This window comes from Actinomadura sp. NBRC 104425, from assembly GCF_030269545.1.
Classification (GTDB): Bacteria; Actinomycetota; Actinomycetes; order Streptosporangiales; family Streptosporangiaceae; genus Spirillospora; species Spirillospora keratinilytica.
Window position 1 is genome coordinate 83,032 of record NZ_BSTN01000016.1, and the last position, 25,483, is coordinate 108,514.

General features: G+C 74.2%; 25 protein-coding genes. 14 read left to right on the forward strand and 11 right to left on the reverse strand.

Annotated features, from left to right (window positions below):
- Positions 1–45: 45 nt before the first annotated feature.
- From QSK22_RS22810 to QSK22_RS22835, 6 genes are all read left to right on the forward strand, one after another.
- Entirely contained in the window at positions 46–714 is a 669-nt protein-coding gene (locus tag QSK22_RS22810) for an ATP-binding protein (protein ID WP_285496349.1), read from the forward strand.
- Between the two features lie 118 nt (positions 715–832).
- Positions 833–1,234: an STAS domain-containing protein gene (locus QSK22_RS22815; RefSeq protein WP_285496350.1), complete on the forward strand. Its 402-nt coding sequence runs from the start codon at positions 833–835 to the stop codon at positions 1,232–1,234.
- A 232-nt stretch (positions 1,235–1,466) separates the two neighbouring features.
- Positions 1,467–2,723, forward strand: coding sequence for a M16 family metallopeptidase (locus tag QSK22_RS22820; protein ID WP_285496351.1), 1,257 nt, complete (start codon positions 1,467–1,469; stop codon positions 2,721–2,723).
- Entirely contained in the window at positions 2,720–4,126 is a 1,407-nt protein-coding gene (locus QSK22_RS22825) for a M16 family metallopeptidase (RefSeq protein ID WP_285496352.1), read from the forward strand. Before QSK22_RS22820 ends, QSK22_RS22825 begins: the two co-directional genes overlap by 4 nt.
- Before the next feature lie 140 nt (positions 4,127–4,266).
- Positions 4,267–5,904: a sporulation protein gene (locus QSK22_RS22830; RefSeq protein ID WP_285496353.1), complete on the forward strand. Its 1,638-nt coding sequence runs from the start codon at positions 4,267–4,269 to the stop codon at positions 5,902–5,904.
- Positions 5,905–5,959: 55 nt separating this feature from the next.
- On the forward strand, positions 5,960–6,883 hold the full coding sequence (locus tag QSK22_RS22835) for a hypothetical protein (protein ID WP_285496354.1): 924 nt from the start codon (positions 5,960–5,962) through the stop codon (positions 6,881–6,883).
- Between the two features lie 21 nt (positions 6,884–6,904).
- On the opposite strand, the gene QSK22_RS22840 is transcribed toward QSK22_RS22835, so the two are convergent.
- The 3 genes from QSK22_RS22840 to QSK22_RS22850 form a co-directional block, all read right to left on the reverse strand.
- A complete protein-coding gene (locus tag QSK22_RS22840) occupies positions 6,905–7,765 on the reverse strand; it encodes a hypothetical protein (protein ID WP_285496355.1) in 861 nt (286 codons plus the stop codon).
- 381 nt (positions 7,766–8,146) lie between these two features.
- Positions 8,147–9,043 carry a hypothetical protein gene (locus QSK22_RS22845; protein ID WP_285496356.1) on the reverse strand — a complete coding sequence of 299 codons (897 nt, stop codon included), beginning with the start codon at positions 9,041–9,043 and terminating at the stop codon, positions 8,147–8,149.
- 122 nt (positions 9,044–9,165) lie between these two features.
- Entirely contained in the window at positions 9,166–11,607 is a 2,442-nt protein-coding gene (locus QSK22_RS22850) for a SpoIIE family protein phosphatase (protein ID WP_285496357.1), read from the reverse strand.
- A gap of 725 nt (positions 11,608–12,332) precedes the next feature.
- Between QSK22_RS22850 and QSK22_RS22855 the strand changes: the two genes are divergently transcribed.
- From QSK22_RS22855 to QSK22_RS22875, 5 genes are all read left to right on the forward strand, one after another.
- Positions 12,333–12,902 (forward strand): sigma-70 family RNA polymerase sigma factor, encoded by a 570-nt coding sequence (locus QSK22_RS22855; RefSeq protein ID WP_285496358.1) that lies wholly within the window; start codon positions 12,333–12,335, stop codon positions 12,900–12,902.
- A gap of 177 nt (positions 12,903–13,079) precedes the next feature.
- Entirely contained in the window at positions 13,080–13,529 is a 450-nt protein-coding gene (locus QSK22_RS22860; protein ID WP_285496359.1) for an SSI family serine proteinase inhibitor, read from the forward strand.
- Between the two features lie 230 nt (positions 13,530–13,759).
- A complete protein-coding gene (locus tag QSK22_RS22865) occupies positions 13,760–14,506 on the forward strand; it encodes an ANTAR domain-containing response regulator (RefSeq protein WP_285496360.1) in 747 nt (248 codons plus the stop codon).
- Positions 14,507–14,641: 135 nt separating this feature from the next.
- Entirely contained in the window at positions 14,642–16,666 is a 2,025-nt protein-coding gene (locus QSK22_RS22870; protein WP_285496361.1) for a SpoIIE family protein phosphatase, read from the forward strand.
- 78 nt (positions 16,667–16,744) lie between these two features.
- The gene (locus tag QSK22_RS22875; RefSeq protein ID WP_285496362.1) at positions 16,745–17,353 is read left to right on the forward strand and encodes a DUF6328 family protein; all 609 of its coding nucleotides are present in this window, start codon (positions 16,745–16,747) and stop codon (positions 17,351–17,353) included.
- A 39-nt stretch (positions 17,354–17,392) separates the two neighbouring features.
- Here the strand turns inward: QSK22_RS22875 and proS are convergent, their stop codons facing one another.
- From proS to QSK22_RS22890, 3 genes are all read right to left on the reverse strand, one after another.
- Complete coding sequence (gene proS, locus QSK22_RS22880) at positions 17,393–18,841, reverse strand: proline--tRNA ligase (RefSeq protein WP_285496363.1); 1,449 nt, start codon at positions 18,839–18,841, stop codon at positions 17,393–17,395.
- 168 nt (positions 18,842–19,009) lie between these two features.
- Positions 19,010–19,135 carry a hypothetical protein gene (locus tag QSK22_RS22885; protein WP_285496364.1) on the reverse strand — a complete coding sequence of 42 codons (126 nt, stop codon included), beginning with the start codon at positions 19,133–19,135 and terminating at the stop codon, positions 19,010–19,012.
- Positions 19,135–19,407 carry a hypothetical protein gene (locus QSK22_RS22890; protein ID WP_285496365.1) on the reverse strand — a complete coding sequence of 91 codons (273 nt, stop codon included), beginning with the start codon at positions 19,405–19,407 and terminating at the stop codon, positions 19,135–19,137. The genes QSK22_RS22885 and QSK22_RS22890 overlap by 1 nt, the downstream gene beginning before the upstream one ends.
- 165 nt (positions 19,408–19,572) lie before the next feature.
- Here QSK22_RS22890 and QSK22_RS22895 point away from each other — a divergent pair, with 165 nt between their 5' ends.
- Both QSK22_RS22895 and QSK22_RS22900 read left to right on the forward strand, forming a co-directional pair.
- On the forward strand, positions 19,573–19,821 hold the full coding sequence (locus QSK22_RS22895; protein ID WP_285496366.1) for a GntR family transcriptional regulator: 249 nt from the start codon (positions 19,573–19,575) through the stop codon (positions 19,819–19,821).
- A 310-nt stretch (positions 19,822–20,131) separates the two neighbouring features.
- Positions 20,132–20,365: a GntR family transcriptional regulator gene (locus tag QSK22_RS22900; protein WP_285496367.1), complete on the forward strand. Its 234-nt coding sequence runs from the start codon at positions 20,132–20,134 to the stop codon at positions 20,363–20,365.
- An 86-nt stretch (positions 20,366–20,451) separates the two neighbouring features.
- Here QSK22_RS22900 and QSK22_RS22905 read toward each other — a convergent pair whose 3' ends face one another.
- From QSK22_RS22905 to QSK22_RS22925, 5 genes are all read right to left on the reverse strand, one after another.
- The gene (locus QSK22_RS22905) at positions 20,452–20,988 is read right to left on the reverse strand and encodes a YceI family protein (RefSeq protein WP_285496368.1); all 537 of its coding nucleotides are present in this window, start codon (positions 20,986–20,988) and stop codon (positions 20,452–20,454) included.
- A 41-nt stretch (positions 20,989–21,029) separates the two neighbouring features.
- Positions 21,030–22,067, reverse strand: a complete 1,038-nt coding sequence (locus QSK22_RS22910; protein WP_285496369.1) for a VanW family protein — start codon at positions 22,065–22,067, stop codon at positions 21,030–21,032.
- A gap of 167 nt (positions 22,068–22,234) precedes the next feature.
- Complete coding sequence (locus QSK22_RS22915; RefSeq protein ID WP_285496370.1) at positions 22,235–23,185, reverse strand: LLM class F420-dependent oxidoreductase; 951 nt, start codon at positions 23,183–23,185, stop codon at positions 22,235–22,237.
- Between the two features lie 60 nt (positions 23,186–23,245).
- Complete coding sequence (locus tag QSK22_RS22920) at positions 23,246–23,467, reverse strand: DUF6158 family protein (RefSeq protein ID WP_285496371.1); 222 nt, start codon at positions 23,465–23,467, stop codon at positions 23,246–23,248.
- A gap of 41 nt (positions 23,468–23,508) precedes the next feature.
- Entirely contained in the window at positions 23,509–24,378 is an 870-nt protein-coding gene (locus QSK22_RS22925; RefSeq protein WP_285496372.1) for a phosphatase PAP2 family protein, read from the reverse strand.
- 109 nt (positions 24,379–24,487) lie between these two features.
- Between QSK22_RS22925 and QSK22_RS22930 the strand changes: the two genes are divergently transcribed.
- Positions 24,488–25,462, forward strand: a complete 975-nt coding sequence (locus tag QSK22_RS22930; protein ID WP_285496373.1) for an ABC transporter permease — start codon at positions 24,488–24,490, stop codon at positions 25,460–25,462.
- Positions 25,463–25,483 lie beyond the last annotated feature (21 nt).

Genomic DNA, 25,483 nt, shown 5'->3' on the forward strand with positions numbered 1-25,483 from the left:
GGTGCAACCCCCCTCGTGGAGTCGCCGGGCATACAGGACGATGCCGTGCAGTCGACGCCGGTCCCCGAATCCGTGGACCTGCCCCCGTACCTCGACGAAGCCCTGCGGGCGCTGGTGGCGCCCACCGGACGCGCGGTCTCGTTCACGGTCGTGCCCGAGCCCGAGTCGGTCACCGAGGCGCGGCACTTCGCGATGTGCCGTCTGGACGACTGGGGCCTGCAGATGCTCGGCGAAGACGTAGGGCTCGTGGTCTCGGAACTGGTCACCAACGCGCTGCGGCACAGCGGCGGCGGCACCGCGCACCAGGGCTCCGCCCGGCTCGACCCCACCCCCCACCGCGGCGCGGCGCCCTTTCGCGAGACGAACGGTTACCGCGACTGCCGGGACGTGACGGGCTACCGCACGTCCCCCTACGAGACCCGCTACGGGGCCTCGCACTACGAGGCCCCCCGTCCCTACAACGGGACGGGCTACCACCCGATCGATCCCCTGGGCTCCGCCCCCACCGCCATCCGGCTGCGGCTGCTCCACCAAGGGTCCTGGCTGCTGTGCGGAATCATGGACGCCAGTCCCGCGGCCCCCCGCCGCAAGGAGCCGGACTACATCGCCGAGACCGGACGGGGCCTTCACCTTGTCGAGTCGTTCAGCGAGCGATGGGGCTGGCGGGCCCTGCCGGGGGGCAAGGTGGTCTGGGCGCTGTTCCGCCGCCCCTAGCCGCACGGGCCCGGCCGTCTCCCGGCCGCACCGCCCCGCGGCGGTATGGAGCGAGGGTCCTGGGGATAACCCGCGTACGCGGGGTATAGGGCCCATCTCAGCGAACAGGGAGAAAGCGGTGGAATTCGCCGTCGACCGCCGGGTCGAGAAAGACCTCACCATCGTCAAGATCAGCGGGGAAGTCGACGTCTTCACCAGCCCCCGGCTGCGCGAGACGCTGCTGGACATCATCGACGAGGGCGGCGTGCACCTGGTCATCGACCTGGGCGAGGTCACCTTCCTGGACTCCACCGGCCTCGGCGTGCTGGTGGGCATCTACCACCGGCTGCGCGGCCGGGACGGCACCATGGCGTTCGTCGGCGTCAACGACCGGGTGCGCCGCGTCTTCCACGTCACCCAGCTCACCAAGATCTTCGTGCTGCACCGCGACCTGGAGGAGGCGATCGCGGCCCACGAGTCGGCGATGGCCGCCCAGCGCGCCGGCGGCACCGGCGAGAGCGGCCCGCAGCCCACCGCCTGACGCCCCGGCACCGCCCCTCTCCCCTGCTACCGCCGCGTCCTTTCCCCTACGGCCGCATCCGGCTTCCCCGGGGGGCACGACACGGCCGCCCGCCGCCGCGGTCGCTCCCGTCTCCGCGGCCCGCGCGACCCGGTACGGTGAACAGGAGATCAAGCCCGCCGCCGTGGCCGGTTCCGCCGACGCGCGCGGGGCTGTCGTCGACGACCGACCATCGACCGGACGGGAGCGCTCCGTGGCAGAACAGCCGCTGCATGAGCACACGCTCGGCAATGGCCTGCGCGTGGTGGTCTGCGAGGACCACGTCGTACCGCTGGCCGCCGTGAACATCTGGTACGGGGTGGGCTCGCGGCACGAGCAGGCCGGGCGCACCGGCCTGGCGCACCTCTTCGAGCACCTGATGTTCCAGGGCTCGGCCAACGTCGCCGAGGGCGAGCACGCCGCTCTCCTGGAGAGCGCCGGAGCCACCTTCAACGCCAGCACGTCGTTCGAGCGCACCAACTACTACGAGACGGTCCCGGTCAGCCACCTGGAACTGGCGCTGTGGCTGGAGGCCGACCGCATGGGGACGCTCCCCGCCGCGCTGACCCAGGCCAACCTCGACAACCAGCGCGACGTGGTGAAGAACGAGCGCCGCCAGCGCTACGACAACCAGCCCTACGGCACCGCGTTCGAGCGGCTGTGCGCACTGACGTTCCCCGACGGCCACCCGTACGCGCACACCCCCATCGGGTCCATGGAGGACCTGGACGCCACCACGCTCGAAGACTGCGCCGAGTTCTTCGCCACCTGGTACGCCCCCGGCAACGCGGTGCTGTCCATCGTCGGCGACGTCGATCCCGACGAGACCCTGGCGGCGGTGGAGCGCTACTTCGGCGGCCTCCCCGCCGGGCCGCAGACGCCGCCCGCCCGTCCGGGCGACCTGGGCCCGCTGACCGAGGTCAAGGCCGAGGCGGTGGACGAGGAGGTGCCCTCCCCCGCCTACTTCGCCATGTTCACGCTGCCGTCCGACGGCGGCGCCGACGTCGAGGCCGCCGAGCTCGCCGTGGACATCCTCGGCGGCGGCTCCGGGTCGCGCCTGTACGACCGGATGGTGCGGCGCGACCAGATCGCCACGGAGGTGTGGGCCGGGGTGACGCGGCTGGCCTCGGGCCCCTCCCTGGCGCTGGTGGAGGCGATCGGCCCGGACACCGGCCGGATCGCCGAGGTGCTGGACGAGGAGCTGGCCCGGTTCGCCGAGCAGGGCCCGGACGCCGACGAGACCGCCCGCGCCACCGCGCAGGCCGAGCGCGGCTTCCTTGAGCAGACCGAGACGGTGACGGGGCTGGCCAACGCGCTGTCGCAGAACGCCACCCAGTTCGGCGACCCGGGACGGGTGTTCACCGCGCCCGAGCGCGCCGCGGCCGTCACCGCCGAGCAGATCACCGCGATGGCGCGGCGCTGGCTGGCGCCCGGCGCCCGGACCGTCCTGACGTACGGAGGTGCCTCTTGACCGAGTCCGCCGCGAACACCGCCGGGGCCGCGGGCACGGGCCCGGCCCTGCAGCCGCGCCCCGTGCCCGGGCCGGTCCCGGCGTGGGCGTTCCCGGCCGGTACGGAAGGACGCGTGCCGGGCGGTCCCGCGACGCTGCACTGCGACCTTCCGGGGCGGCGCCTGGCCGCCGTGCGCCTGGTCCTGCAGGCGGGCGCGGGCAGGGAGAAGGACGGCACCGAGGGCGTCGCCACCCTGACGGCGCGCGCGCTGCTGGAGGGCACCGAGCCCGGCGGCGGCACCGCGCTGACCGCCGCGTTCGAACGGCTGGGCGCCAGCCTGTACGCCTCCGCCGATCTGACCGCGCTGCGCATCGCCCTGGACGTGCCGGTGACGCGGCTCGCCCCGGCCCTGGAACTGCTGTCGTCGGTGGTGCGCGGCCCCGCGCTGGCCGACGCGGACGTCAAGCGGCTCGCGCGCGAGCGGCTGGAGGAGATCGCGCAGGAGGACGCCGCCCCGGGCAGCCGGGCCATGCGCGAACTGCGCGCCGTGATGTTCCCCGCCGAGGCGCGGGCGTCCCGGCCGACCGGCGGCACCCCGGCCACGGTCGAGGCGATCGACGGCGCGCACGTGCGGGCCTTCTACGGCTCTGTGGCGCCCGCCGAGGCGACGGCGGTCGTCGCCGGGGACCTGTCCGGGGTCGACGCCGACGCGGCGCTCGCGGCCGCTCTGGAGGGCTGGCAGCCGTCCGGCGGGCCGCTGCCCGCCGCCGACACGGTCATGCCGACGGCCGGTCCGCGGATCGTCATCGTCGACCGCCCCGGCTCGGTGCAGACGTACCTGAGCATCGGGCACCCCGTCCCGTCCCGCTCGCACGCCGACTGGCCGCTGCTGACGGTGGCCGGGCACGTGCTCGGCGGCGGCCTGACGTCGCGGCTGAACTCGGTGCTCCGCGAGGAGAAGGGCTACACCTACGGGGTGCGCGCGGGGCTGCTGCGGCTGCGCTACTGCGGGCTGTTCATCGCCCAGGGGGCCGTGCACACGGAGGTGACGGCGGACGCGGTGAGGGACGCGCTCACCGAGCTGCGCGGCATCGTGTCGCGCGGGGTCAGCAAGGAGGAGTGCGGCGCGTCCGTGCGCGCGCTCGCCGACCGCGCCCCCGCCGAGTACGAGACCTCCCGCGCGGTGGCCGCCGAGCTGGCCGACGCCTGTGCCGGCGGCCTGGGCGCCGACTACCCGCGGCGCTACCTGGACGCGGTGCGCGCCGCCACCCCGGACGAGGTGACCCGCGCCTACGCCGAGCACGTCGCCCCCGAGGCGCTGACCGTCATCGCCGTGGGCGACGCCGCCCGGATCCGCGGTCCGCTGGAGGATCTCGGCTACGCGCCGGTGACCGTCACCGCCAAGGAACGCGCCGAAGGCTGACGCCGCCGGGCGAATCGGGGTTTTTCGTCCCTGTTGTTCCGCTCGTCGGCGTGAACCAATGGCATCGTGGGATTCGTCGGAGTGTTGCGGAGAGCCGCACCGCAGTCGCGAGAGGGGATCGGCCAGTGTCCTATGGGCAGATGCCAGGCGGGTACGGGGCCGGCGGCCCCTCAGGCGGCCCCACGGTGGAGACGATCCTGAACGAGCCGCACTGCCGTCCCGGCGGCGCCGTGGCCGGAAAGGTGCACCTGCGCGGCGGCGCCATGCCGGTGGACATCCGGCACGTCACCATGGCACTGATGCCGCGCATGGACAACCCCTACGGCGAGCCGACCGCCGGGCCCGAGGTCTACCGGGGCGCGCTGACCCGCTCGTTCCGGCTGGAGCCCGGCCAGGCGCGGGAGCTGTCGTTCTCCATCCCGCTGCCGTACGAGCTGCCGTTCACCACCGTGCTGGGACGGGAGCTGCCCGGCTTCACCATCGGCCTGTGCACCGAGGTGGACGCTGTCGGCCAGCCCGACCCGGGCGACGTCGACCCCATCTCGGTGGAGCCGCTGCAGTCCCAGCAGTGGGTCCTGGCGGCCGTCTCCCGCCTCGGCTTCAAGATCGGCAACGTCGCGTTCGAGCAGGCCAAGCTGCCCGGCGTCTCCCAGCACCTGCCGTTCTACCAGCAGATCCGGCTTGTTCCGCCGCCCGCCTACCAGGGGCGGCTCGGCGAGGTGGGGCTGAGCTTCGTGGCGAGCCCGCGCCAGCTGGCGGTGGTGCTGGACGCCGACCCGCGGTCGGGGCAGCACGGGTCGCAGGACGAGCGGTTCGGCCGCTTCCAGTTCCCGCACGGCGAGGTCGCCGAGATCGACTGGACGTCGAAGATCGGCCAGTGGCTTGAGGCCGCCGCGGCCCGGGGCCCGGCGCGCTCTCCGGCGCCCTCGCCCTACGGCCCGCCTTCGCCGTCCTCTCAGCCGAACCAGCACGGCGTGCTGCCCCCGCCGGGGCCTTCCGCCCCCGGTGCGCACAACGCCCCGCCCGGCCACGCGGCCCCGGGCGGCCATGGCGCCGGTGCAGCGGCCGCCGCCTACAACGCTCCGGGCGCCCCCGGGGCGCCGTACGGGCCGGGCCAGCCGTTCCCGCCGCCCGCGCCCGCTCCCGGCTCGTCCCCCATGCCCGGGCAGGCACCGCCCCACAGCACTCCTCCCCACGGCACTCCTCCCCACGGCACACCGTCACACGGGACGCAGCCTCCGGGCACCCCGCCGTACGGCACCCCGCCCCAGGGCACCCCGCCGTACGGCACGCCCCACGGTCCGGCCCCGTCCTACAACACGCCTCCGCCCGCGCAGGCGCCAGCTCCTCCTCCGGCCCCCGGCCCCGCGCCGGCGCACGGCGGGTACCCGAGCGGCCCCCACCCGTACCCTCCTGCGGCCCACCCCGGACAGGCTCCGGGCCACTACCCGCCGCCCGCGCCGCATAGCCCGCCCCCGTACCACGGCAAGCACCAGCCGCACTGGGGCGCCGTCGCCGCCGGCGGGGTGGCCGCCGCGGGCGTCGTGGGCGGACTGGCGGCGGCGAACGCCGGGTTCGACGCGATGGGCAACGCGATCGGCGGCGCCGCCGGGTTCGCCCAGGACGCCGCCGGGCAGGCCGTGGCGAACTACGTCGGCAACGCCGCCGCCGACGTCGCACGCGGCGTCGCCGGAGAGGTCGCCAACGAGGTGGCCGGGGAGGTCGCCGGAGGCATCGGCGAGGCCCTGGGCGAACTGCTCGGCGGCCTGTTCGGCTGACCTCGCCGCGTCCGGTGGTTAGTGTCGGGAGCGCCCGCCCCTTCCGAGGAGCCCGATGACCACGCTGATCCTGGTGCTGCTCTGCCTCGCGATCGCCGGTCGCGAGCTCTACCTGGCCTCCGACAAGAGACTTCCGCGCGCGCAGGCCGAGCTGCGCCGGCTGGACGACGAGGTCGTGCGGCTCGCCGAGGGTTTGGAGGCGGTGCGCGCGCAGGTCGCCGCACTCCCGCCACACGCGCCATCAAACGTCCCGGCCGCCCCGGCCGCCCCGCCGGTCGCCGCCGAGCCCGACGCCGGCACCGTGCACGAGATGTTCGACCGGCTCGGCGCCATCGAGGACCGGCTGGACCGCCTCGACCAGGAGATCACCGCGCTGTCCGGGCAGCTGGCCGGGTTGGAGCTCGACCGGGACGCCCAGCGCGCCCTGGCCCGTTCGCTGGACGCGGTCGAGGAGGTCACCTGGGAGCTGCGGCGCGAGATGCTCGACCGGCTCGCCCGCGAGGAGGGCGTCGTCACCGGGCTGCTGCTCAGCGAGCGGGGCGAGGCCGAGGCGCTGCTGGCCGAGGCCTACGAGCGCGCCGCGGCCGAGTTCGGGCTGCGGGTGCGCGTGCGCGACCGGCGCGACGCCGAGGCGGCGAACGGCGGCTACCGGGGCACCGCCTTCCAGCTGTCCGGACGGCGCCCCGACGCGCTGGCCGAGGAGCTGCTGACCTACGCCCGGGGCCTGTACGACCCGCAGGACCCGTCGGCGCTCGCCACGCTGCTCACCGAGCTGGCGCACCTGCGCGGCGGCGGCGTCGCGCGCCTCGGCGCGTTCACCGCGGTCCGCACGCCCACCGCGCTGATCTGCGGCCTGCTGCCCGACGGCGGCGGCGCGGGCGCACGGCCCGCCGACGAGCCGTGGGACCTGGCGGCGCGCCTGCGCGACCTGCCCGACGAGCGGCGCTGCGACCTCAGCTGGCTGTGCTCCGACCAGTGACCGACGCGGGCGACCGGCGGGCTAGGGGCGCAGGAACCGCGGCGCGCCCGTCCCGGCCCGGTCGACGCTGAACGCCAGCAGGCACCGGGGCGTGCGGGCGGCGTCGACGCGCAGGCACACCCCGAGGGCGAGGTTCGGGTCGACGACCACCACCCGCCGCAGCGCCCGCAGCGCGCGGCGGGCCCGCGCCCGGGTGTCGGGACGCGCCGGATCGTTCAGCGCGGCCGCCACGACCCGTCCCGCGTAGCGCCACAGCGCCGCCGAGTCCAGGATCCGCGCGCCCGCCGCGGTGAGGTCACCGACGATCACCACTCCGGTGTCGTCGTCCTCGCCGGGCGGGGAGGTGGCCAGCGCGCCCTCGCGGGGCCTGCCGGACCGGGCGCCGGGCGCCAGCGGCCCGCCGACGGCGCGGTGGTAGCGCAGCGGGTCGAGGGTGTCGATGACGAACGCCCCCGCATACGGCCAGGACGCCCGTGTTCGGGGCTGGGGCCGCTCGGTGTCGGGACGCCGGGTCCGGTGCGCGCTGAGGTCGAGGACCATGCCGGCGTCGTCCAGCCACACCGGCACGCCGAGCCGCACGCCGCTGCCCCGGTCGAGGACGTCCGTGACCTCCCACAGCAGGTCGGCGCCGCGGTTGAGCCGCGCCGCCAGCCCCAGCCCGGGGAACGCCCCTTCGAGCACCGCGAGCATCGCCTGCCATGCGCCGCTGCCGACGAACTCGCCCATGAAGTCCTCGGCGAGCGCCGCCCGCCGCTCGGGGTCGGCCATGACGTCGTCGGCCACGTCGTCGGAGGTCGCGGCGCCGGAGGTCGCGGCGTCGCCGGCCTCCCGGGGCGGTTCCGCCGCCAGCGCCGCGGGCGGGAGCGTCGCCGCCTCCATCACCGGGCGGACGGGCTCGGGCGTCGCGCCGGGTATCTCTGTGAGCGGCGGTCGGGGGGCGGCAGGCGGCTCGGCGGGGGGCGGCGGCTCTGCCGGGGGCGGTTCCGGTGGGGGCGGTTCCGGTGGGGGCGGGGCCGCCGGAGCGGTGTCCGTGGGGACGTGGACCCAGTCGGCGGGCGGCGGCTCGGGACGGGCGGTGCTGCGCCCCGCCACGTGGACGTCGCCGGGGTGGGGCGCGGGGGGAGGGGGCACAGGAGGGGTGTCGGGCTCCTCGGGGCCCTCGGGCTCGGGTTCGGAACGGGGACGGTCACGCGGTCCGAATCTCACGTCTTGATCCTGCGGTGCGGAGGTGATCCACGGCAAGGCGGCGGACGGATGTTGCGATCAAGACCACCCGGCCGGGCGGGGCGCCGGGCCGAACAGGGCCGCGCACAGGTGCTCCAGGCGGTCGGGGCCGTCGTCGGCGGCGAGCACCGTGAGCACGGGCTCCTCGCCGTCGCCGGTGTCGACCGAGTCCGGACGCAGCCGCACGGCCACCTCGCGGCGCAGCGCCTCCCGCTCGCCGTGCGCGGCCGCCACGTCCTGCAGGCCGACGGAAACGATCTGCGGCAGCCGCACGACGAGGGGCTGGGCTCCGGCGGGCAGCTCGGCGAGCCACAGGTCGAGCAGGCGGCGGGCGAGGCCGTTGAGCAGCCGCCCCCACGGGCCGACCAGGGCAGGGGGGACGTTCTCGGTCTGCAGCTCGGGCAGGCCGAAGCGGGCCAGTCCCCTGGTGGTGAACCAGAAGCCGTGCCGTCCGGCGGTGTGCGGGAGCAGCATCCAGTCGACGAGGCGGATGGCGCCGTCCGGGCCCGGAAGGGAGCGTTCCAGACGGTCGGCGGGGAGCATCTGCGGGGTGAAGACGTCGACGACGGGCCCGCCGACGGCCCCGGCCACGGCGCGGGCGGCCCACTCGTGGGCGGGCGGCCAGCCCGGCCGGTAGGCGGCGTGCACGACCAGCAGGTGGGACGCGGCGGCGAGGGCGGCCAGGTCGGCGCGGGTGGCGCCGTAGGCGGCCAGCAGCCGGGCGGGCGGCGGCGGGACGTCCTCGGCGGGACGCTGGTCGAGCGTCAGCATCGGGCTGTCGACCATGCCCAGCACCAGGTCGCGCAGCGGCGGCGCGACGTGCCGGGCGACCCGTTCGCGCACCAGCTCGCGCGGGTCCGCGGCCGGTGCCGTCAGCCCGGCGACGTACGTGGCGTGCAGGGTCTCTGGAACCGGCAGCGTCAGTAGCTCGCCCACCTGGCCCCCAGTCCGCTGGGCCCGCCCGCGGCGGGCCGTCGACCCGACCCTACGATCGCACCACCTACCGACACTCCACAGAATCTGTCGCTGAAGCGACAATCTCCTGTCGCGACGGCCGGTCAGAGTGGATGCTCGAACCAGACGATCTTGCCGAGGTCGCCGCGCCGGGTGCCCCACCGCTGCGCCAGATGGGCGACCAGATGCAGGCCGCGCCCCGACTCGGCGGTGGGGTCGGTGTGGCACAGCCGGGGCAGCTCGTGCCCGCCGTCGCTGACCTCGCACAGCAGCGAGTCGCACTTGATCAGCCGCATCCCCACCGCGCCCGCGCCGTGCACCAGAGCGTTGGTGACCAGCTCGCTGACGAGCAGCTGCACCGTGTCGGCGGCGTCCGTCAGGCCCCACTCGGCCAGCCGGGACGCCGCCAGCGCACGGGCCCGGCCGACCATGCTGGGCTCGGGGTCCAGCGTCCAGGACGCCACGTGCTCGGCGGGGAAGCCGTCCAGGCCCACCGCGACCAGGGCCACGTCGTCGGCCGGGGCGGGGCAGTCGAGCATGCCGAGCGCGGCGTCGCAGGTGGCGTCCAAGGTGCGCGGGGAGGCGGCCAGCCGCTCGCACAGCTCCGCCAGGCCCCGTTCGATGTCGCGGTCGCGGCGTTCCAGCAGGCCGTCGGTGCACAGGACCAGGCGGGCCCCGTCGGGCACGGGGACCTCGACGGTCTCGAACGGCCCGCAGCCCACCCCGATCGGCAGGCCGGGCGGCAGCTTCAGCACCGAGCCGGCGCCGTTCGGGGACACCAGCACCGGCGGCAGGTGGCCGGCGTTGGCGAGCTGGCAGCGCCGCGCCACCGGGTCGTACACCGCGTACAGGCAGGTGGCCAGGCAGTCGTCGCCGAGCCGGCGGGCCAGCCCGTCCAGTGCGCGCAGCAGCTCGTCGGGCCGCAGGTCCTGCCCGGCCAGGGTGCGCACCGCGGTGCGCAGTTGCCCCATGACCGCCGCGGACGTCACGCCGTGGCCCATCACGTCGCCGATCACGATGCCCAGGCGGCAGCCGGGCAGCGGGATCGCGTCGAACCAGTCGCCGCCGACCTGGGCGGCCTGCCCGGCGGGCAGGTAGCGGAAGCACACCCGCGCCCCGGCCGTGCGCGGCGGATCGGCGGGCAGCATGGCCCGCTGCAGCTCGCGGACCTGGCGCACCTCGCGCCGGTAGAGCCGGCCGTTGTCGACGCACAGCGCCGCGTTGCGCACCAGCTCGTCGATCAGGGCGAGGTCGAGCCGTTCGAAGTCGGGCTGGTCGGCGCGGCGCAGCAGGGTGCAGGTGCCCAGCACCTGGCCGCGGGCGATCAGCGGGACGACCAGCAGCGCCCGCCCCGCCAGCAGCGGGCCGAGGTCGCGGGCGGCGAACGCAGCGCAGATCCGCTCGGCCTGGCGGCGGGTGACCCGCCGGATGTGCACGGCGCGTCCGGTGCGCATCACGTCGACGAACGGGGTGCCGGGCGGATGCCGCAGCGCCTGCCCCCGCGGGACGGTGTCGATCCAGCGTTCGGTGTCGTCGTGCACGACGGCCACCCGGCGCATGAGGGTGTGCTCGTCGACGCGGCCGGGCGGCTCGTCGTCGGAGGCGACCCGTTCCAGCAGCTCCACGGCGGCGAAGTCGGCCAGGCGGGGCACCAGCACCTCGGCCAGCGCACGGCAGGCCTGCAGATGGTCCAGGGAGCTGCCGATGTGCTCGCCCGCCTCGCCCAGGAATGCCAGCCGGTCCCACACGGCCATCGCCTCTTCTCCCTGCCGGGGTCGCGCTATCGGGACGGGCGTCCGCGCCCGGCCGGGCGGCTGCGGTTCGGCCGCCTCGGGGTCGGCGGCGTGCGGCCGGACCCGCAGATCCCGGTACGGCACGATCGGCAACCGCACGGTGACGGACAGGTTGACGGCCGGATGGCCCATCGCCAGCACCCGCGAGGCAATGCGTTCGGCCGCGGCGGCCTCCGACTGGCGCAGCAGCGCGGCCAGCCGCCGCCCCAGCCCCGCGGGGTCCTCGCCGTCGGTCGGCACGAGGGCCGGTTCCACCCACACCAGGCGCACCCCGGACATCGGCCGCAGCAGCTCCTCGTCGGTCGCCGCCGCGGACGTGTCGCCCACGCTCACGCCGGGGCCCTCCTCGCGCAGCCGCTGCATGTCGGCGGCCATCGCGACCAGCCGCACGCCCTCCGGCGCGTCGGTGCGGAGGGGGTAGACCCACCAGGCGATCTCGGCGATCCGGCCGTCGTCGACGCGCGGCATCTGGCATGTACCGCACCACACGTGGGTGAACGCCCCGGGCTCGAACGCCCCGCGGTGCTCTGGCGGGAAACGCAGCAGGCAGGTGAGGGGGCGGCCGACGGCCCGCCTCCCTTCAACGCCGAACAGCTCCGCGGCGACGCGGCTCCAGTGCGTGATGCGGCCGTGCGCATCGAGGGCGACGACCGCCAGCCGCGCCACGCCCAGCAGGTGCCGGTCGAGCAGGCGCGGCGCGTCCGGCCGCGGCGCGTCGATCGGCTGCGCGGTCATGGGCGGCGTGCTGATCATGGGCGGTGTGCTGGACGGCGGCGTGTTGGATCGCGGGGCGGGCGGCTCGCCGCCGTGTGCGCCGGACGCCCCGAGCTGATCCCGAGCGATGACCACGCGGACCCCTCTCTGGAAGGCGGTGCGCGCCACCACCTCCGACAACCCGCGGTACAGTGGACGCTACCGTCTGTGAGAGCCGCGCGCTTGCGGACCGCGGAACTTCGGTGGGAGCCAGCGCCCAGGACGCATGTGAACCGACCCCCGCCCAGCCCGGACTGGCGGGAACCGGACGCGGCCCTATACCCTGGATTGAGAAGGGCTTCGTACACAGACCGCAAAATGTGACCGACGCCACGCAACCGATCTGCTAGCGTTTGGCGTCTTATTTACCGGGAACGCCATCAACGGAGTGGCAGCGCCGATCGAGCGCGACCCGCGACGTCCCGATGACGGGGTCGCTCTGGCACCGCACCGATCCGCGCACCCCCTCGGCCCACCCGCCAAGCGCGGCCGAGGCCCCGTCCGGCTCGCCCGGTCTCACCGGAGAACACCTCCGGGAGCCGACCGCCGCGGCTGGCGGCGACGTGCGCCGCACCGCGTCGACCACCGGCGCCGAACCGGCCGGAACGGTGAAACGTAACTTCTGACAGGGCGGTCAGCCGCCCGACCGCGCGCACCGTCCGCGCGCGAGCAACCGGCCCATCCGGGTCATGACCTTTCGGGGAGCGACTTTGCCGACTGCGACCATGCCTGCCAAGCACAGCCCCGCGGACGCGGCGCGCTACGAACGCGACGTGCTGCCGCTGGTCGACCCCCTGTACGCCAGCGCCGTGCGCATGACGCGCAACAGCGCCGACGCCGAGGACCTGGTGCAGGAGACCCTCGCCAAGGCGTACGTGAACTTCCACCAGTTCCAGGAGGGCACCAACCTCAAGGCGTGGCTGCACCGCATCCTCACCAACAACTTCATCAACAACTACCGCAAGCGGCAGCGCGAGCCGCAGCGCGCCGGCTCCGAGGAGCTGGAGGAGTGGCAGATCTCCCAGGCCGCCACGCACTCGGCCGGGTTCCGCTCCGCCGAGTCCGAGGCGCTGGAGCGCATTCCGGACGGCGAGATCGTCGAGGCCCTGCGGGCGCTGCCCAAGGAGTTCCGTGACGCGGTCTACCTGGCCGACGTCGAGGGCTACGCCTACAAGGAGATCGCCGAGATGATGGGCACCCCCATCGGCACGGTGATGTCCCGGCTGCACCGGGGCCGCAAGCAGCTGCGCGAGGCCCTGGCCGGCCACCGCCGCGCCCACACGCTCGCGGCATGAGCGGCGCCCCGCCGCCGGGCGGCGAGCCCCGCGCCATCTCACGATCCCGTGGTCACCCGGTGACCGCGGGATCGCCCGTTTGAGGGGCACCCTCCCGGGCGCTGCGTGGTCGCCTGACTACAGTTGGTCATGTCCGCTTGCGGACACGCGACCGACTCGACAACACCGGGAGATCCCATGCCGCATCTCGTCGCCACCGCACTCGCCGGCGCCGCCCTGGCCGTGCTGCCCGTCCTGCCGGCCCATGCCGAGCAGGCGGCCGATTATACGACCGACACGACGACCGACACGACCACCGACACGACGACTGCCCGGCGCGGCGTCCGCGGCCAGCTGCGCCTGACCCTGACCTATCCGGGGCAGAGCACCTCCGGCACCCGCACCGTCACCCTGCGCTGCGACCCGAACGGCGGCAGCCACCCGAGGGCGGCCAAGGCCTGCGCCGAACTCACCCGCCGCAGCGGCAGGCTGGACCGCGGGCCCGACGACGCCGTCTGCACCATGAACTACTCGCCCGTCATCGCCTCGGCCAAGGGCACCTGGGACGGACGGCCGGTCGACTTCCGCAAGGAGTACCCCAACGATTGCGTGCTGCGGTCGCAGACCGGCTCGGTCTTCGCCTTTTGAGCGCCGCTTCCCGAGCGCCGTTCTCCGGGCCCGCGCCCGGCACGGCCGGTCAGCGCGCGGCGCGGCGCGTCCGCGACAACCGGACGGCCGCGCCGCGCATACGGCCGCACCCCTCGGGTAATGCGCCGAGACAGGCCCCCACCGGACGTCCCGTATCTCTTGAGCGACCATCGGCGACCGGGTCCCGTGCGGGGTGTGAATCGGCCGTTCGACCGGATAACGTCGGGGTTGTGCCGCCAGCCGAGCCCGTCCTCACCGACCGGCTCGCCTTCGAGATAGCCCGGCTGGGCGTCGTCGGCGAGTCGTCCGACGTGGGCACGCTGCACCGGGTGACCGAACTGGCGTGCCGCACGGTGCCGGGGTGCGCGGGCGCGTCCGGCGTCCGCTGGAGCATCCCCCAGTCCCCGGGCGACCGGCCCGAGCCGCTGGCGTCCGCTGCCAGCCACCCCGATCTGGCCGACATCGTCGACCGGCAGCTCGCCCGCGGCCACGGCCCCATGCACGAGGTCGTGGACACCCGGCGGCCCGTCACGTCCGACGAGGTGCTGGCCGAGACCCGGTGGCCGGAGACCACGGCGGACATGCTGCGCCGCGGCATCCGCTGCTTCATCACCACGCCGCACGTCAAGGAGCCCGTGCTGGTCACGCTCAGCCTGTACGGGGTGCGGCCGCGCGCTCTGTCCTCGGGCGGCCCCGGCGGGCGGGGGCAGCACGCGCTGGCCGCGCTGCTGGTGGCACAGGGCAGCGCCGCCCTCTCCAACAGCCTGCAATACGAACAGGTGCACCGCACCGCCGTGCAACTCCAGGAGGCGGTCGAGTCCCGTGCGATCGTCGACCAGGCGAAAGGCATCCTCATGCACGCGCTGGGCTGCGACGCCGACCAGGCGTTCGCCGAGCTGCGCCGCATCTCCCAGACCCGGCACGTCAAACTGACCGCGCTGGCCCAGCGGATCGTGGGTGACCAGGGTCTTCTGTAAATCGTCCGGTGGGCCGCGGGCCGGTGGGGAGCATAGGCTGCTTCGCACGGAGGCCGTAACAGAACGGGTTCGCCGCCCGGCCGCCGGGTGTTCGGCCCGTTTCCGTCATGCCGCCGCAAAAGACCAGGAGTGCCCATGCCCGACCAGCTCGAACCGGAGAGCCTGACGCGCGAAATCAGCGATCTTGAGGCGCGGATCGCCGAGCTCCGCCAGGCCGCCGGCATGCGCGAGGCCGACCCCCGGGCCACCCTCGACGCCGCCCTGGTGGAGCTGGACCTGGCACTGACCGCCCTGCACACCCTGAACGCCGACCAGGGCGCGGCGGCCGGCCGTGCCTCGGCCGCCGCCGAGAATGAGCGGCGGGTGCTGCGGACGGTGTTCCAGGACGCGCCCGTCCCGCTGTTCCTGCTGGACCGCGGGGCGGGCGTACGCCGCGTCAACCGGCAGGCGGCGGCGCTGCTGGGCACCTCCCCCGGCTACGTGTCGGGCAAGCCGTTCACCGCCTTTTGCGATCTACCCTCCCGGGCCGCGCTGCGGTCCCAGCTCGCCGCGGTGGTGCGCACCGGGCGGCGGCGCCGCGCGCAGGTGCGGTTCCTGGGCGGCGCCGGCCCGGTGGACGCGGTGGTGACGCTCGTCAGGGTGTGGATCCGCGGCGAACCGGACCCGATGGTGGTCGCGGCCGCCTCCCCGGCCGACGGCGCGGCGCCGGAGCAGGAGCTGGAGCAGGAGCGGCGCGCCCGGCGGCGCGTCCCCGGCGCGGCCGCCCCGGCGCCATCGCAACCGGCCCTGCCGCAACACATGCCGCAACCGGAGGCGGCGCCCGGCGGCGACGAGGCCGTGGCCACGATCGTGCACCGGATGGACGTGCTGGCGAGCGCCAGTGAACTGCTGCTCCAGGAGCCGGTCTTCAACGAGACGGTCGCGGTGCGGCGGTGCGCCCGGCTGCTGGCCGCCGAGCTGGCCGACTGGGTGATCGTCGATCTGGTGCCCGACACACCCGGGCAGCCCGGCGCGGCCGCGGCCGAGGACCCGGGCGCCCGCGCCGCGGAAGGGTCCGAGCTGCGCCGCCAGGTCGTGCTGGGGCCGCAGGACGAGGCGTCCGCCGAGGCCGCCCGCCTGATCGAGGAGCTGGCCCCCGCCGCCGACACCCTGCCCTGCACCGTCCACACCAGCCGCAACAGCGCCCTGCACCCCCACGTGGAGGAGCTGGGCATGCTGGGGATCTGCGCGGACGGCCAGCCGGTCTGCGTCAAGATCGGCGCCGGTTCGGTGCTGTGCGTGCCGGTGGAGGACGGCGAACGCTGTTTGGGCACGATCACGCTGGCGGTCAGCGGCGAGCACGGCCCGTTCGACCTGCTCGACCTGTCGGTGGTGCAGCGCCTGGGCCGCTATGTGGCGCTGGTGATCCGCGCGGCCCGGCTGTACCGGCGCCGCGCGCAGGTCGCCGACTCGCTGCAGACCAGCCTGCTGCCCAAGCGGCTGCCCTCCATCCCGGGGCTGGTGCTGGCCGGGCGCTACATCGGCGCCACCGACGGTGTCGAGGTCGGCGGCGACTTCTACGACGTGTTCCCCACCCCGGACGGCTGGGGCCTGGTCCTCGGGGACGTGTGCGGCAAGGGCGAGGACGCCGCGGCGGTGACCGCGACCGCGCGGCACGGCGTCCGGCTGCTGTCGCGCCGCAAGGCCGGCCCCGCCGAGGTGCTGTCCGAGGTCAACGAGGTGCTGCTGGACGAGGACCGGTTCGTCACCGCCGTGCTGGCCACGCTGGTGCAGGGCAGCGAGCGGGTCACGGTGTCGCTGGGCTCGGCGGGGCACCCGCCCGCGATCGTGGTGCGGGCCGACGGGGTGATCCGCACGGTCACCGGCGGAGGCGTGCCGCTCGGGCTGTTCGACGACTTCGACGCCGGGTGCGACACCGTCGCCCTCGGTGCCGGCGACACCCTGTTCCTGCATTCCGACGGGGTGCTGGACGCCTGCGACATCAGGCGGCGGCAGTTCGGGATCGACCGGCTGATGGACGTGCTGGCCGCGAACGCCGCCGCCCCGCTGGAGGACATGCTCGGCACCGTGGAGAGCGAGCTGCTGGACTTCTGCGACGGCGATCTGCGCGACGACGTGTCCATGCTGGCCGTCCGCGTGCTGCCGCCCAGCCTCAACTGACGCCCCGCCACCCCCGTATGACCTGCTTCAACCGGGATGTATCGCTTGAGTGTCCAATGACCGGGTAATTGGGCGTTCATGGGACGCATCCCTTTTGCTCCACCCGCCGAGCGGCCCCGCAACGAGACCGAGCACGAGCGTCTCGACCGGCAGCTGATGGAGCTGCTGCAGGGCTACCGCGTCGCGGTCACCGGCGTGCAGGTGCTGTTCGCGTTCCTGCTCACCGTGCCGTTCGCGGTCGGCTTCCGCGAGGTGGACGGGACCGGCCGCGTCCTGTACTACGTGGCGCTGTTCGGGGCCGCGCTGGCGTCGATCTGCTTCATCGCCCCGGTCACCCAGCACCGGATCCTGTTCCGGCTGGGCCAAAAGCCACTGCTGATCCGGCGTGCCAACCGGTTCGGGATCTGCGGCGCGCTCGCCCTGGCGCTGTCGATCACGGCCGCCACCACACTGATCGTGGAGACGCTGCTGCCGGACGCGGCGGCGGTCGTCACGGCGGCGACCGTCGCCGTGCTGTGCGGGTGGGCGTGGTTCGTCCAGCCGCTGCTGTCGCGCCGCGCCGCGCTCGCCGCCCGCGCCGCCCGCGGCACCGGTGAGGATCACGCGGACCCCGGTGAAGGCCCCGACGGCGAGGTCACGGGCGGCGCCGTCCCCCGCGGGACGGCGCCGGACCGCGACGACCGGTGAGCCCGCCGCGGACGGCTCGGTGCGCGATCAGGTGCGCGATCAGTACGACTTGCCGAACAGGATGCGCTTGCCGTACGCCGACGGACGCCCGCACTTGACGCACACGCCGTGCTCCTCGGGCGCCTGCTCGGGGATGACCCGGGGGGTGGCGGCGGTGTCGGCCTTGATGTCGTCCTCGCACTCGCCGCGGCCGCAGTGGAACGCGTTGGCCCAGCCGCCGGCGACCTGGGCGGTGAAGTCGTCCCAGGAGTCGACGGCGGCGGTGTGCTCGTCGCGGAACGCCTCGGCGCGGGCCAGCAGGAACGCCTGGAAGTCGGCGAGCACCCCGGGCAGCAGCTCGGGCACCTTCTCCAGCGGGATCTGCTCCTTGCCCTGGCCCTCGACGGTCGGCAGCCGCCGCACGACGGTGGCGACGCCGTTGTCCAGGTCGCGGGTGCCGAGCTCGATGCGGACCGGGACGCCGCGCATCTCCCACTCGTTGAACTTGTACCCGGGGGTGAGCTGGGGGCGGTTGTCGTCCACGTGGACGCGGATGCCCATCGCCTTGATCGCCGCGCCCAGGCGGCGGGCCTCGGCGGCGGTGCGCTCGCCCTGCTCCTTGCGCCCGATCGGGACGACCACCACCTGGTAGGGCGCCAGCCGGGGCGGCAGCACCAGGCCCTTGTCGTCGCCGTGCGTCATGATGACGCCGCCGATCATGCGGGTGCTCATGCCCCAGGACGTGGTGTGGGCCAGCTTGAGCTGCCCGTCCTCGTCCTGGTACTGGATCTCGAACGCCTTGGCGAAGTTGGTGCCCAGGTAGTGGGACGTGCCGGCCTGCAGGGCCCGGCCGTCGCGCATCATGCCCTCGATGGTGTAGGTGCGCACGGCGCCCGCGAAACGCTCGCCGGGGGTCTTCTCCCCCGCCACCACCGGCATGGCGGCCAGCTCGCGGGCCACGCCCGCGTAGGCGTCCAGGGCCCACTTGGTCTCGCGCATCGCGTCTTCCTCGTCGACGTGCGCGGTGTGGCCCTCCTGCCACAGGAACTCGGTGGTGCGCAGGAACATCCGGGGCCGCATCTCCCAGCGGACCACGTTGGCCCACTGGTTGAGCAGCAGCGGCAGGTCGCGGTGCGACTCGATCCACTTGGCCATGTACTCGCCGATGACCGTCTCGGAGGTGGGCCGCACCACCAGCGGCTCCTCCAGGTCCTTGCCGCCCGCGTGCGTCACCACGGCCAGCTCGGGCGAGAAGCCCTCGACATGCTCGGCCTCCCGCTTGAGGTAGGACTCCGGGATGAACAGCGGGAAGACGGCGTTGTCGTGCCCGGCGTCCTTGATGCGCCGGTCCAGGTCCGCCTGGAGCAGCTCCCAGACCCGGTACCCGTACGGCCGGATGACCATCGTCCCCCGCACCGGCCCACGGTCGACGAGCTGGGCCTTGATGACCAGCTCGTTGTACCAGGCGGAGAAATCTTCGCTCTGCGGCGTCACACCTTCACGACTCACGCTGACGAGGGTACTAACAGACGCCCCCCGCCCAGCACACATTCCCTCCCCTAGTCAACCCTCCCACCCCCGCCTCAGCCCTACGCGTGGGCGCCCCCGGCGATCTCGCGCGGACCACCGGAGGATTGCCACGTCCCCGCCACGCCCCCGCCCCTCAACAGAACACACCTAGAACATCGCCCGATGCCTGCCGACGTACCGAGGCCGCCGCCGGTCGACGGCAAATGCGGCAACGGTCCCCGCCAGCAGCGCGGCCGTGATCACGAGCATCGCGACCACGGCGAACGCGACCATCAGGCACCACCCCCCGCGAGGTACTGCCGCCGCCTCCGCGCTCCCTCGCCGTCCCCCGCCCACAACGGGTACTCGGCCCACAGCCTGTCCTGCCGGACCGTTTCGGCGATGCACGCCCATTCGGTCGGACCGAACACAGCGGGCTCGATCCCCGCCGCGTGTTCGCGGGCCGGAACCTGAACCCTCAGCCTCGCGACCAAGTACTTTCCGTCCGCGTCGAACGTCGGCCCGTCCCACCGCCGAGACACGCGCGCCGTAGCCTTGTCGTCCATCGGAGATCGACTCCCTCGCAGTCGGTGTCCGTAGGCCCGTCCGGCGGTGCGCACGCCGGACGGGCCGCATCTATGGCCTAACACCACAAGTGTCCCCTTGTGTCTTTAGCTGTCCCTAATGGTCCTCTGTCATGGCATGTTTTGGTCCGCCTTAATCTGTCGTTCGTGGGAGAGATCGACCTTGACGGGCCCGAGCCGCTGTTCCAGCAGGTGGCGGACGTCCTACGGGCGCGCATCGCGGCCGGGACGTACCCGGTCGGGCGACGCATCCCGAGCGTGCGGGACATCGCGGACGAATTCCGCGTGTCACAGACGACGGCAGAAGCGGCCGTCCGGATCCTGCGCCGGGAAGGACTCACCCGCGCAACACGCGGCCGGGGCACATTCGTCATCGCCGTCCCGCCCACCGACTGACAGCCGGGCCGTGAAGACCCCCACCGCCAGGTGAGACGACGGGGGCCGGTTCCCGCGAGAAGTTTCCCGCCGCGTCGTATCTGGGTTCGGTCCACCGCCGCGATACGGCGTTTGTCGCGGTCCCAGTACGCTCTTCTGCCATGGGCTGACCTCCGTGCAGGTCGGTCCTAGGCTCGTTCGGACGTCGCGAGCGCCGGGCGGGCCGCTTCGTGTTCGGACCCCCAGCCTCCGAAGTTGTTCAGCCCGGTCCAGCGAAGTACAGCGGTCCGGTTATGTCTAGCTATCACCTCAGGTCACTAGCGTTGTACAGGTGCTCGACCTGGACGGCCCGACGCCGCTGTTTCAGCAGATCGCCGAGATCCTCCGCACCCGCATCGCGGACGGGACCTACCCGGCGGACAAGCGCATGCCGCCCGCACGGGCCATAGCCGAGGAGTTCGGCGTCACACGCGGGACCGCCGTAGCCGCCCTCGACGTGCTGAAGGCCGAAGGGCTGATCTACGGGGTACGCGGACGCGGGACGTTCCCGCGTGGCAGGGACTGACCCGGCCGCAAGCCATAGACACAAGAAGTGCACCCGCGCCCATCCCCGGGCACGGGCGCGCTGAGCGCGGGTCAGAGGGGCGCGGGTCAGAGGGTGAGGTCGAAGGAGATCCGTACGTCGTCGGCCAGTTTGAGGGCGCCGAAGAACGCCGAGTAGGGCTTGATGCCCCAGCGGGTCTGCTTGACGGTCGCCTCGCCCGTGAGCCGGTCGCCGTCCGCGGCGGCGGTGACGGTCAGCGGCTCGGTGCGTCCGGCGACCGTCAGCTCGCCCTCGACGGTGAACCGCTCGGGCGTGCCGCCGACCCGGGTGGACCGGAAGGTGATCTGGGGATGCTCGCCGGCCCGCAGGATCTCCCGCATGTTGGCGGCGATCTTCTCGCGGTCGTCGTCCGACAGGGGCAGCACCCCGCCGGTGCCCTCGCGCACCCGCAGGCCGTCCACGTCCACGGCGACCTCGACCGACGAGTCGCCGGGGCCGCCGCCCACGACGGCGGTGCCGCGCCAGCGGGTCGCCTCGATCGTCAGGTCGTGCCCGGCGCGGCGGCCCAGCCCGCTGCGGCTCGTCTTGATCAGCAGCCGCCCGTCGTCGGGCCCGAACTCGTGCGTTCCCTCGCGCAGTGCCATGGCTCCTCCCCCCGATACGTCTCACGTTACGCCGCAGATCGTCAGCGGTCGGCGCCGCGCCGGGGGCCGAGGCAGCGGACCCGGGCCCGCGGCTCGTAGGTGGTGTGGAAGCGTTCGCGGCGCACCGTGCGGCCGTGGCGCGCCAGTACCCGCCAGACGTCGACCTGGAACCCCCGGGCGCCGCGCGTGGGCACGCACGAGGGCCCCAGCCCGGTGACCGAGCCGTAGGGGGTGAACCCGTAGCGGGGCGAGGTGGTGGAGCGGACGTCGTAGCGGCGCACGCCCCACAGGCTCACGGTGAGGGAGTCGCCGGTGTACGAGGCGCGGATGGTCACCGGGTGGCGGGTGTCGTTGGTCCAGGTGAAGTCCAGGTCGGGGTAGGAGACGGCGGCCTCCCGCCCGATCGGGTACTCCGGCATCCACAGGCTGTGGGAACGGGTGCGGAGGATGCGCAGGCCCGCCTCGAACACCGCGTTGAACAGCGTCGAGGAGACCTGGCAGATGCCGCCGCCCACGTCGTCGGCGACCATCCGGCTGCCCCTGATCGACGGCGCCGGGACGTAGCCGCGCGCGCGGGTGCGCGGGCCGATCACCCTGTTGAACGAGAACGTCCGGCCGGGCCGCACCACGGTGCCGTCCAGGGCGCGGGCGGCGAGCTGGATGTTGCGCACCCGCGGCTCGCCCGGCGTGAACCGCGTGGTGTAGGAGCTGATCATCCCCGGTGCGGCGGGCGGCGGCGGAGCCGGGGCCCGGACGGGGGCAGGGCCGGGCGCGCGGCCCGCGGCGCCCACCCGGCCGAAGGCGGTCGCGTTCTCGGCGGCCGACGCCCGGTCGCCCGCCCGCGCGCCGAGCCCGGCGGTCAGGTACGTGCCGAGCGCGGCCGCGACCGCGCCCAGCGCCGCCACGACGAACGGCCAGCCGCGCCGCGCGCACGCCGCCAGGCTCGGCCGGGCCGCGTGGGCGCGGCGGACGCCCCGTGCGCGCCGCAGCGGGCGCGGACGGCGGACGCCCCGCGAACGCCTGACGCGGTGCGCGCGCCGGGCCCGCGGGCCGGGCGCCGCCTGTGGTCCGGGCACCATGCTCGTGCCACACCTCCCCGTAAGCACCGGGGAAGCGTTACACGGGCGCGCGGGGGCGTGCCCGGGCACTTCGGCGGGGTTTACCGAGCCGAGTGCCGCGCTTCACCGGCGGCACACCCGGCCGCGGTCATCCGTCCGCGTCCGGCCGTCCGCGCGTGGAATGTCCGCTACTGCAGCCGGGGCAGCACCTGGTCGCGGTAGAACTCGAAGAACCCGTCGGGTTCGCCGATCTGGTTGATGTAGATCTCGTCGAAGCCGGCCTCGACGTAGGCGCGGATCGCGGCGGCATGCCGTTCCGGGTCGGGGCCGCACGGCACGTTCTCGCGGACCATGTCCTCGGTGACGAGCCGGCCGATCTGGTCGAAGTGCCGCGGCGACGGCAGGATCTGCAAGGCCTCGCTCTCGATCGAGTCGCTGCGGCTCAGCCGGTGGGCGGTCTTGACGGCCTGCCCCTCGTCCTGCCCCCAGCACGCCTTCAGACCCGCCTGCATGGGCTTGCCGTGCCCGCCGGCGCTGCGGAACGCCTGGACCAAGTCCGGGTCGGGCTTGGTCGTCATGAAGCCGTCGGCGATGCGGCCCGCCAGCGACGCGGCCCGCTGGCCGAACCCGGACAGGTAGATGGGCGGGGGCGCGTCCGGCAGCGTGTAGAGCCGGGCGGTGTCCACGCGGAAGTGCCGGCCGCGGTGGGTGATCTGGCGGCCGCCGAACAGCGCCCGGATGATCTCCACGGCCTCCTCCAGCATCTCCAGGCGCTCGGCGGCGGGCGGCCAGGGCGCGCCGGTGATGTGCTCGTTCAGCGCCTCCCCGCTGCCGAGCCCGAGCCGGAACCGGCCGTCCAGCATCACCTGGCTGGTGGCGGCGGCCTGCGCCACGATCGCCGGGTGCATCCGGACGGTCGGGCAGGTGGCCGCCGTGGTGACCGGCAGCGAGACGGTCTGCGACAGGGCGCCGATCACCGACCAGACGAATGGGCTGTGGCCCTGCTCGTCCAGCCACGGATGGAAGTGGTCGCTGATCCACAGCGCCTCGAACCCGGCCTCCTCGGCCAGCCGGGCCTGCCGGATCAGCTCGGCGGGTCCGTGCTCCTCGCAGGACAGGAAGTAGCCGAAGGTCGTCATGGACGCATCCCCCCTTCACCTGGACGCTCGCGCCGCCCCGGCGCGGTGGCGGCGACCCGTTCAGCGGGCGCGGGCGCCCTCGCGCAGCCGTTCGGGATCGACCTCGCGGGACGGTCTGCGCCGCAGGTACTCGGTCTCCAGCTGGTTCATCCGCCGGGTGTGCTCGCCGAACGCCTGGGCGGCCGCGTGCCGCAGGGCGTCCATCCGGGTCGCGTACAGGTGCCCCAGTTCCCGCAGCAGGTCCTGGTCGCTGAGCGCGCTGGGTGGGATTCCGGTCGCCATGACGCCATTCCTCAAGATCGTCCGATGTGCGTATCTGACGCCTACCCGACCGCAGGACGGCAAACATGCCCGCGGCGGGGCGGGGCTCGGTGCGGATGCGGGCAGAACACGGCCAGGACCCGCTCCCGCTTGCCGAACCGGACCTCGGCCGACGCCGGCGACACCTCCCACCCCGACCCGGCGTTCACCACCGCGACCGCGCCGCGGCCCTCCGGGTGGCTCGCGACGTGCTCCGCGGCGGTCCGGGCCGCCCGCGCCACCGGCGGACGGGCGGGCCACATCAGCCGCGTGCCGAGCCCGGCCGCCAGGCCGATGCCCAGGCCCGCCAGCACGTCCCCGGGGTAGTGCGCCCCGGTGTAGACGCGGGAGAACGCCACGGCGCAGGCGGTGAGCGCGATCGGCGCGGCCACGGCGGCCGGCGCCTCCAGCGCCGCGCCCGTCGCGAAGGCCGCCGCCGACGCCGAGTGGCCGGACGGGAACGCGGGCGAGGTCGGCAGCCGGAACCGGATCCGGATCGGCGGCACCAGGTCAGCGGCCGGGCGGCGGCGTCCGAAGGCGTGCTTGCCGACCAGGTTCACGGCCGGGGCGGCCACCGCGATCGCGATCGCGCCGCGCAGCCCGGCGCGCCGCAGCCGGGCCCGCCGCGTCATGCCGAGCGCGCCGGCCGCGGTGAACCACAACACCCCGTGGTCGGCGGCCCGCGACAGGCGTGGCAGCACGTACTCCAGGCCGGGCAGCCGGGCCGCGGCGACCCGGTCGAACGCCCGTCGGTCCAGCCGGTGCAGGGCGCGCCACAGCGGCCCCCGGAAGACGATCCGCCGCCGGGTCACCCCACCGCCGCGCAGGTCGGCCGCCGCTCCCGCCGCCGGCGCACCCGCCCGGTCAGGCGTCTTCCGGTGAATCGCCTGCATGCCCGGGGTATCCCCGAGGAGTCCGACATGATTCCCAAAGATCTCAAATCAGGGGTTACATGCGTGCGATCGTCCCGCACAGGAGGCGGACTGCAATAGGCTTCCCGGCATGAGTCACCCGGAACGGCTCAGCTCCCCGGGTGGCGAGCCGGTCGGCACCATCACGGACCCTTCCCAGGTGAACGGGCGGGTCGGTGAGTCGCTGGCCGAGTTCGCCAAACGGCACGGGCTGACACGCAGCGCCGCCCGCCCCCCGCTGCGCGCATACGTCCAGGAGTTGTGGCAGCGCAGAACGTTCATCTGGGCGTTCGCGTCGGCCAAGACGGCCTCTACCTACTCCGCCTCGCGCCTGGGCCAGCTGTGGCAGGTGCTCACGCCGCTGCTGAACGCAGCCGTCTACTACCTGGTCTTCGGCGTGCTGCTGCAGACCAACCGCGGCATCGACAACTTCACCGCCTACCTGATCACGGGCGTCTTCGTCTTCACCTTCACCCAGCGGTCGCTGACCGCCGGGGCCAAATCGGTCGGCAACAACCTGTCGCTGATCCGGGCGCTGCACTTCCCGCGCGCCTCGCTGCCGTTCGCCTACGTGATCATGGAGCTGCAGCAGCTGCTGATCTCCATGGTGGTGCTGCTGGTGATCGTGCTGGCCACCGGCGAGATGCCGACCCTGCACTGGCTGCTGGTCGTTCCGGTGCTCATGCTCCAGCTGCTGTTCAACGTGGGCATCAGCCTGGCCGTCGCCCGCGCGGGCGCGTTCGTGCGCGACATCCAGCAGCTGCTGCCGTTCATCACCCGGACATGGCTGTACTTCTCCGGGGTGTTCTTCTTCATCCCGAAGATGGTGCACCGGTTCAACGAGGACGGCCACGCCTGGGTCGGGCACATCCTGGAGGCCAACCCCGGCGCGGTCTACATCGAGCTGATGCGCACCGCGCTGATCAGCAGCTTCCGGCAGGACCTCGTCCCCTACGACCCCAGCTACGCCCGCCTGTGGCTGTACGCGGTCCTGTGGGCCGTCGTCGCCTTCATCGGCGGGTTCTGGTACTTCTACCGTGCGGAGGAGAGGTACGGCCGTGGCTAAGGCGCTGAAAGAGAAGATCGC

Bases quoted from the DNA above. Each gene is read 5' to 3' on its own strand.
- QSK22_RS22885 (WP_285496364.1), bottom strand. From the start codon at position 19,135: ATGGTCGCGTTCGCCGTGGTCGCGATGCTCGTGATCACGGCCGCGCTG.
- QSK22_RS22870 (WP_285496361.1), top strand. From the start codon at position 14,642: ATGCCCGACCAGCTCGAACCGGAGAGCCTGACGCGCGAAATCAGCGAT.
- QSK22_RS22830 (WP_285496353.1), top strand. From the start codon at position 4,267: ATGCCAGGCGGGTACGGGGCCGGCGGCCCCTCAGGCGGCCCCACGGTG.
- QSK22_RS22855 (WP_285496358.1), top strand. From the start codon at position 12,333: ATGCCTGCCAAGCACAGCCCCGCGGACGCGGCGCGCTACGAACGCGAC.
- QSK22_RS22925 (WP_285496372.1), bottom strand. From the start codon at position 24,378: ATGCAGGCGATTCACCGGAAGACGCCTGACCGGGCGGGTGCGCCGGCG.
- QSK22_RS22835 (WP_285496354.1), top strand. From the start codon at position 5,960: ATGACCACGCTGATCCTGGTGCTGCTCTGCCTCGCGATCGCCGGTCGC.
- QSK22_RS22850 (WP_285496357.1), bottom strand. From the start codon at position 11,607: ATGATCAGCACGCCGCCCATGACCGCGCAGCCGATCGACGCGCCGCGG.
- QSK22_RS22910 (WP_285496369.1), bottom strand. From the start codon at position 22,067: ATGGTGCCCGGACCACAGGCGGCGCCCGGCCCGCGGGCCCGGCGCGCG.
- QSK22_RS22915 (WP_285496370.1), bottom strand. From the start codon at position 23,185: ATGACGACCTTCGGCTACTTCCTGTCCTGCGAGGAGCACGGACCCGCC.
- QSK22_RS22890 (WP_285496365.1), bottom strand. From the start codon at position 19,407: ATGGACGACAAGGCTACGGCGCGCGTGTCTCGGCGGTGGGACGGGCCG.
- QSK22_RS22905 (WP_285496368.1), bottom strand. From the start codon at position 20,988: ATGGCACTGCGCGAGGGAACGCACGAGTTCGGGCCCGACGACGGGCGG.
- QSK22_RS22860 (WP_285496359.1), top strand. From the start codon at position 13,080: ATGCCGCATCTCGTCGCCACCGCACTCGCCGGCGCCGCCCTGGCCGTG.
- QSK22_RS22930 (WP_285496373.1), top strand. From the start codon at position 24,488: ATGAGTCACCCGGAACGGCTCAGCTCCCCGGGTGGCGAGCCGGTCGGC.
- QSK22_RS22920 (WP_285496371.1), bottom strand. From the start codon at position 23,467: ATGGCGACCGGAATCCCACCCAGCGCGCTCAGCGACCAGGACCTGCTG.
- QSK22_RS22875 (WP_285496362.1), top strand. From the start codon at position 16,745: ATGGGACGCATCCCTTTTGCTCCACCCGCCGAGCGGCCCCGCAACGAG.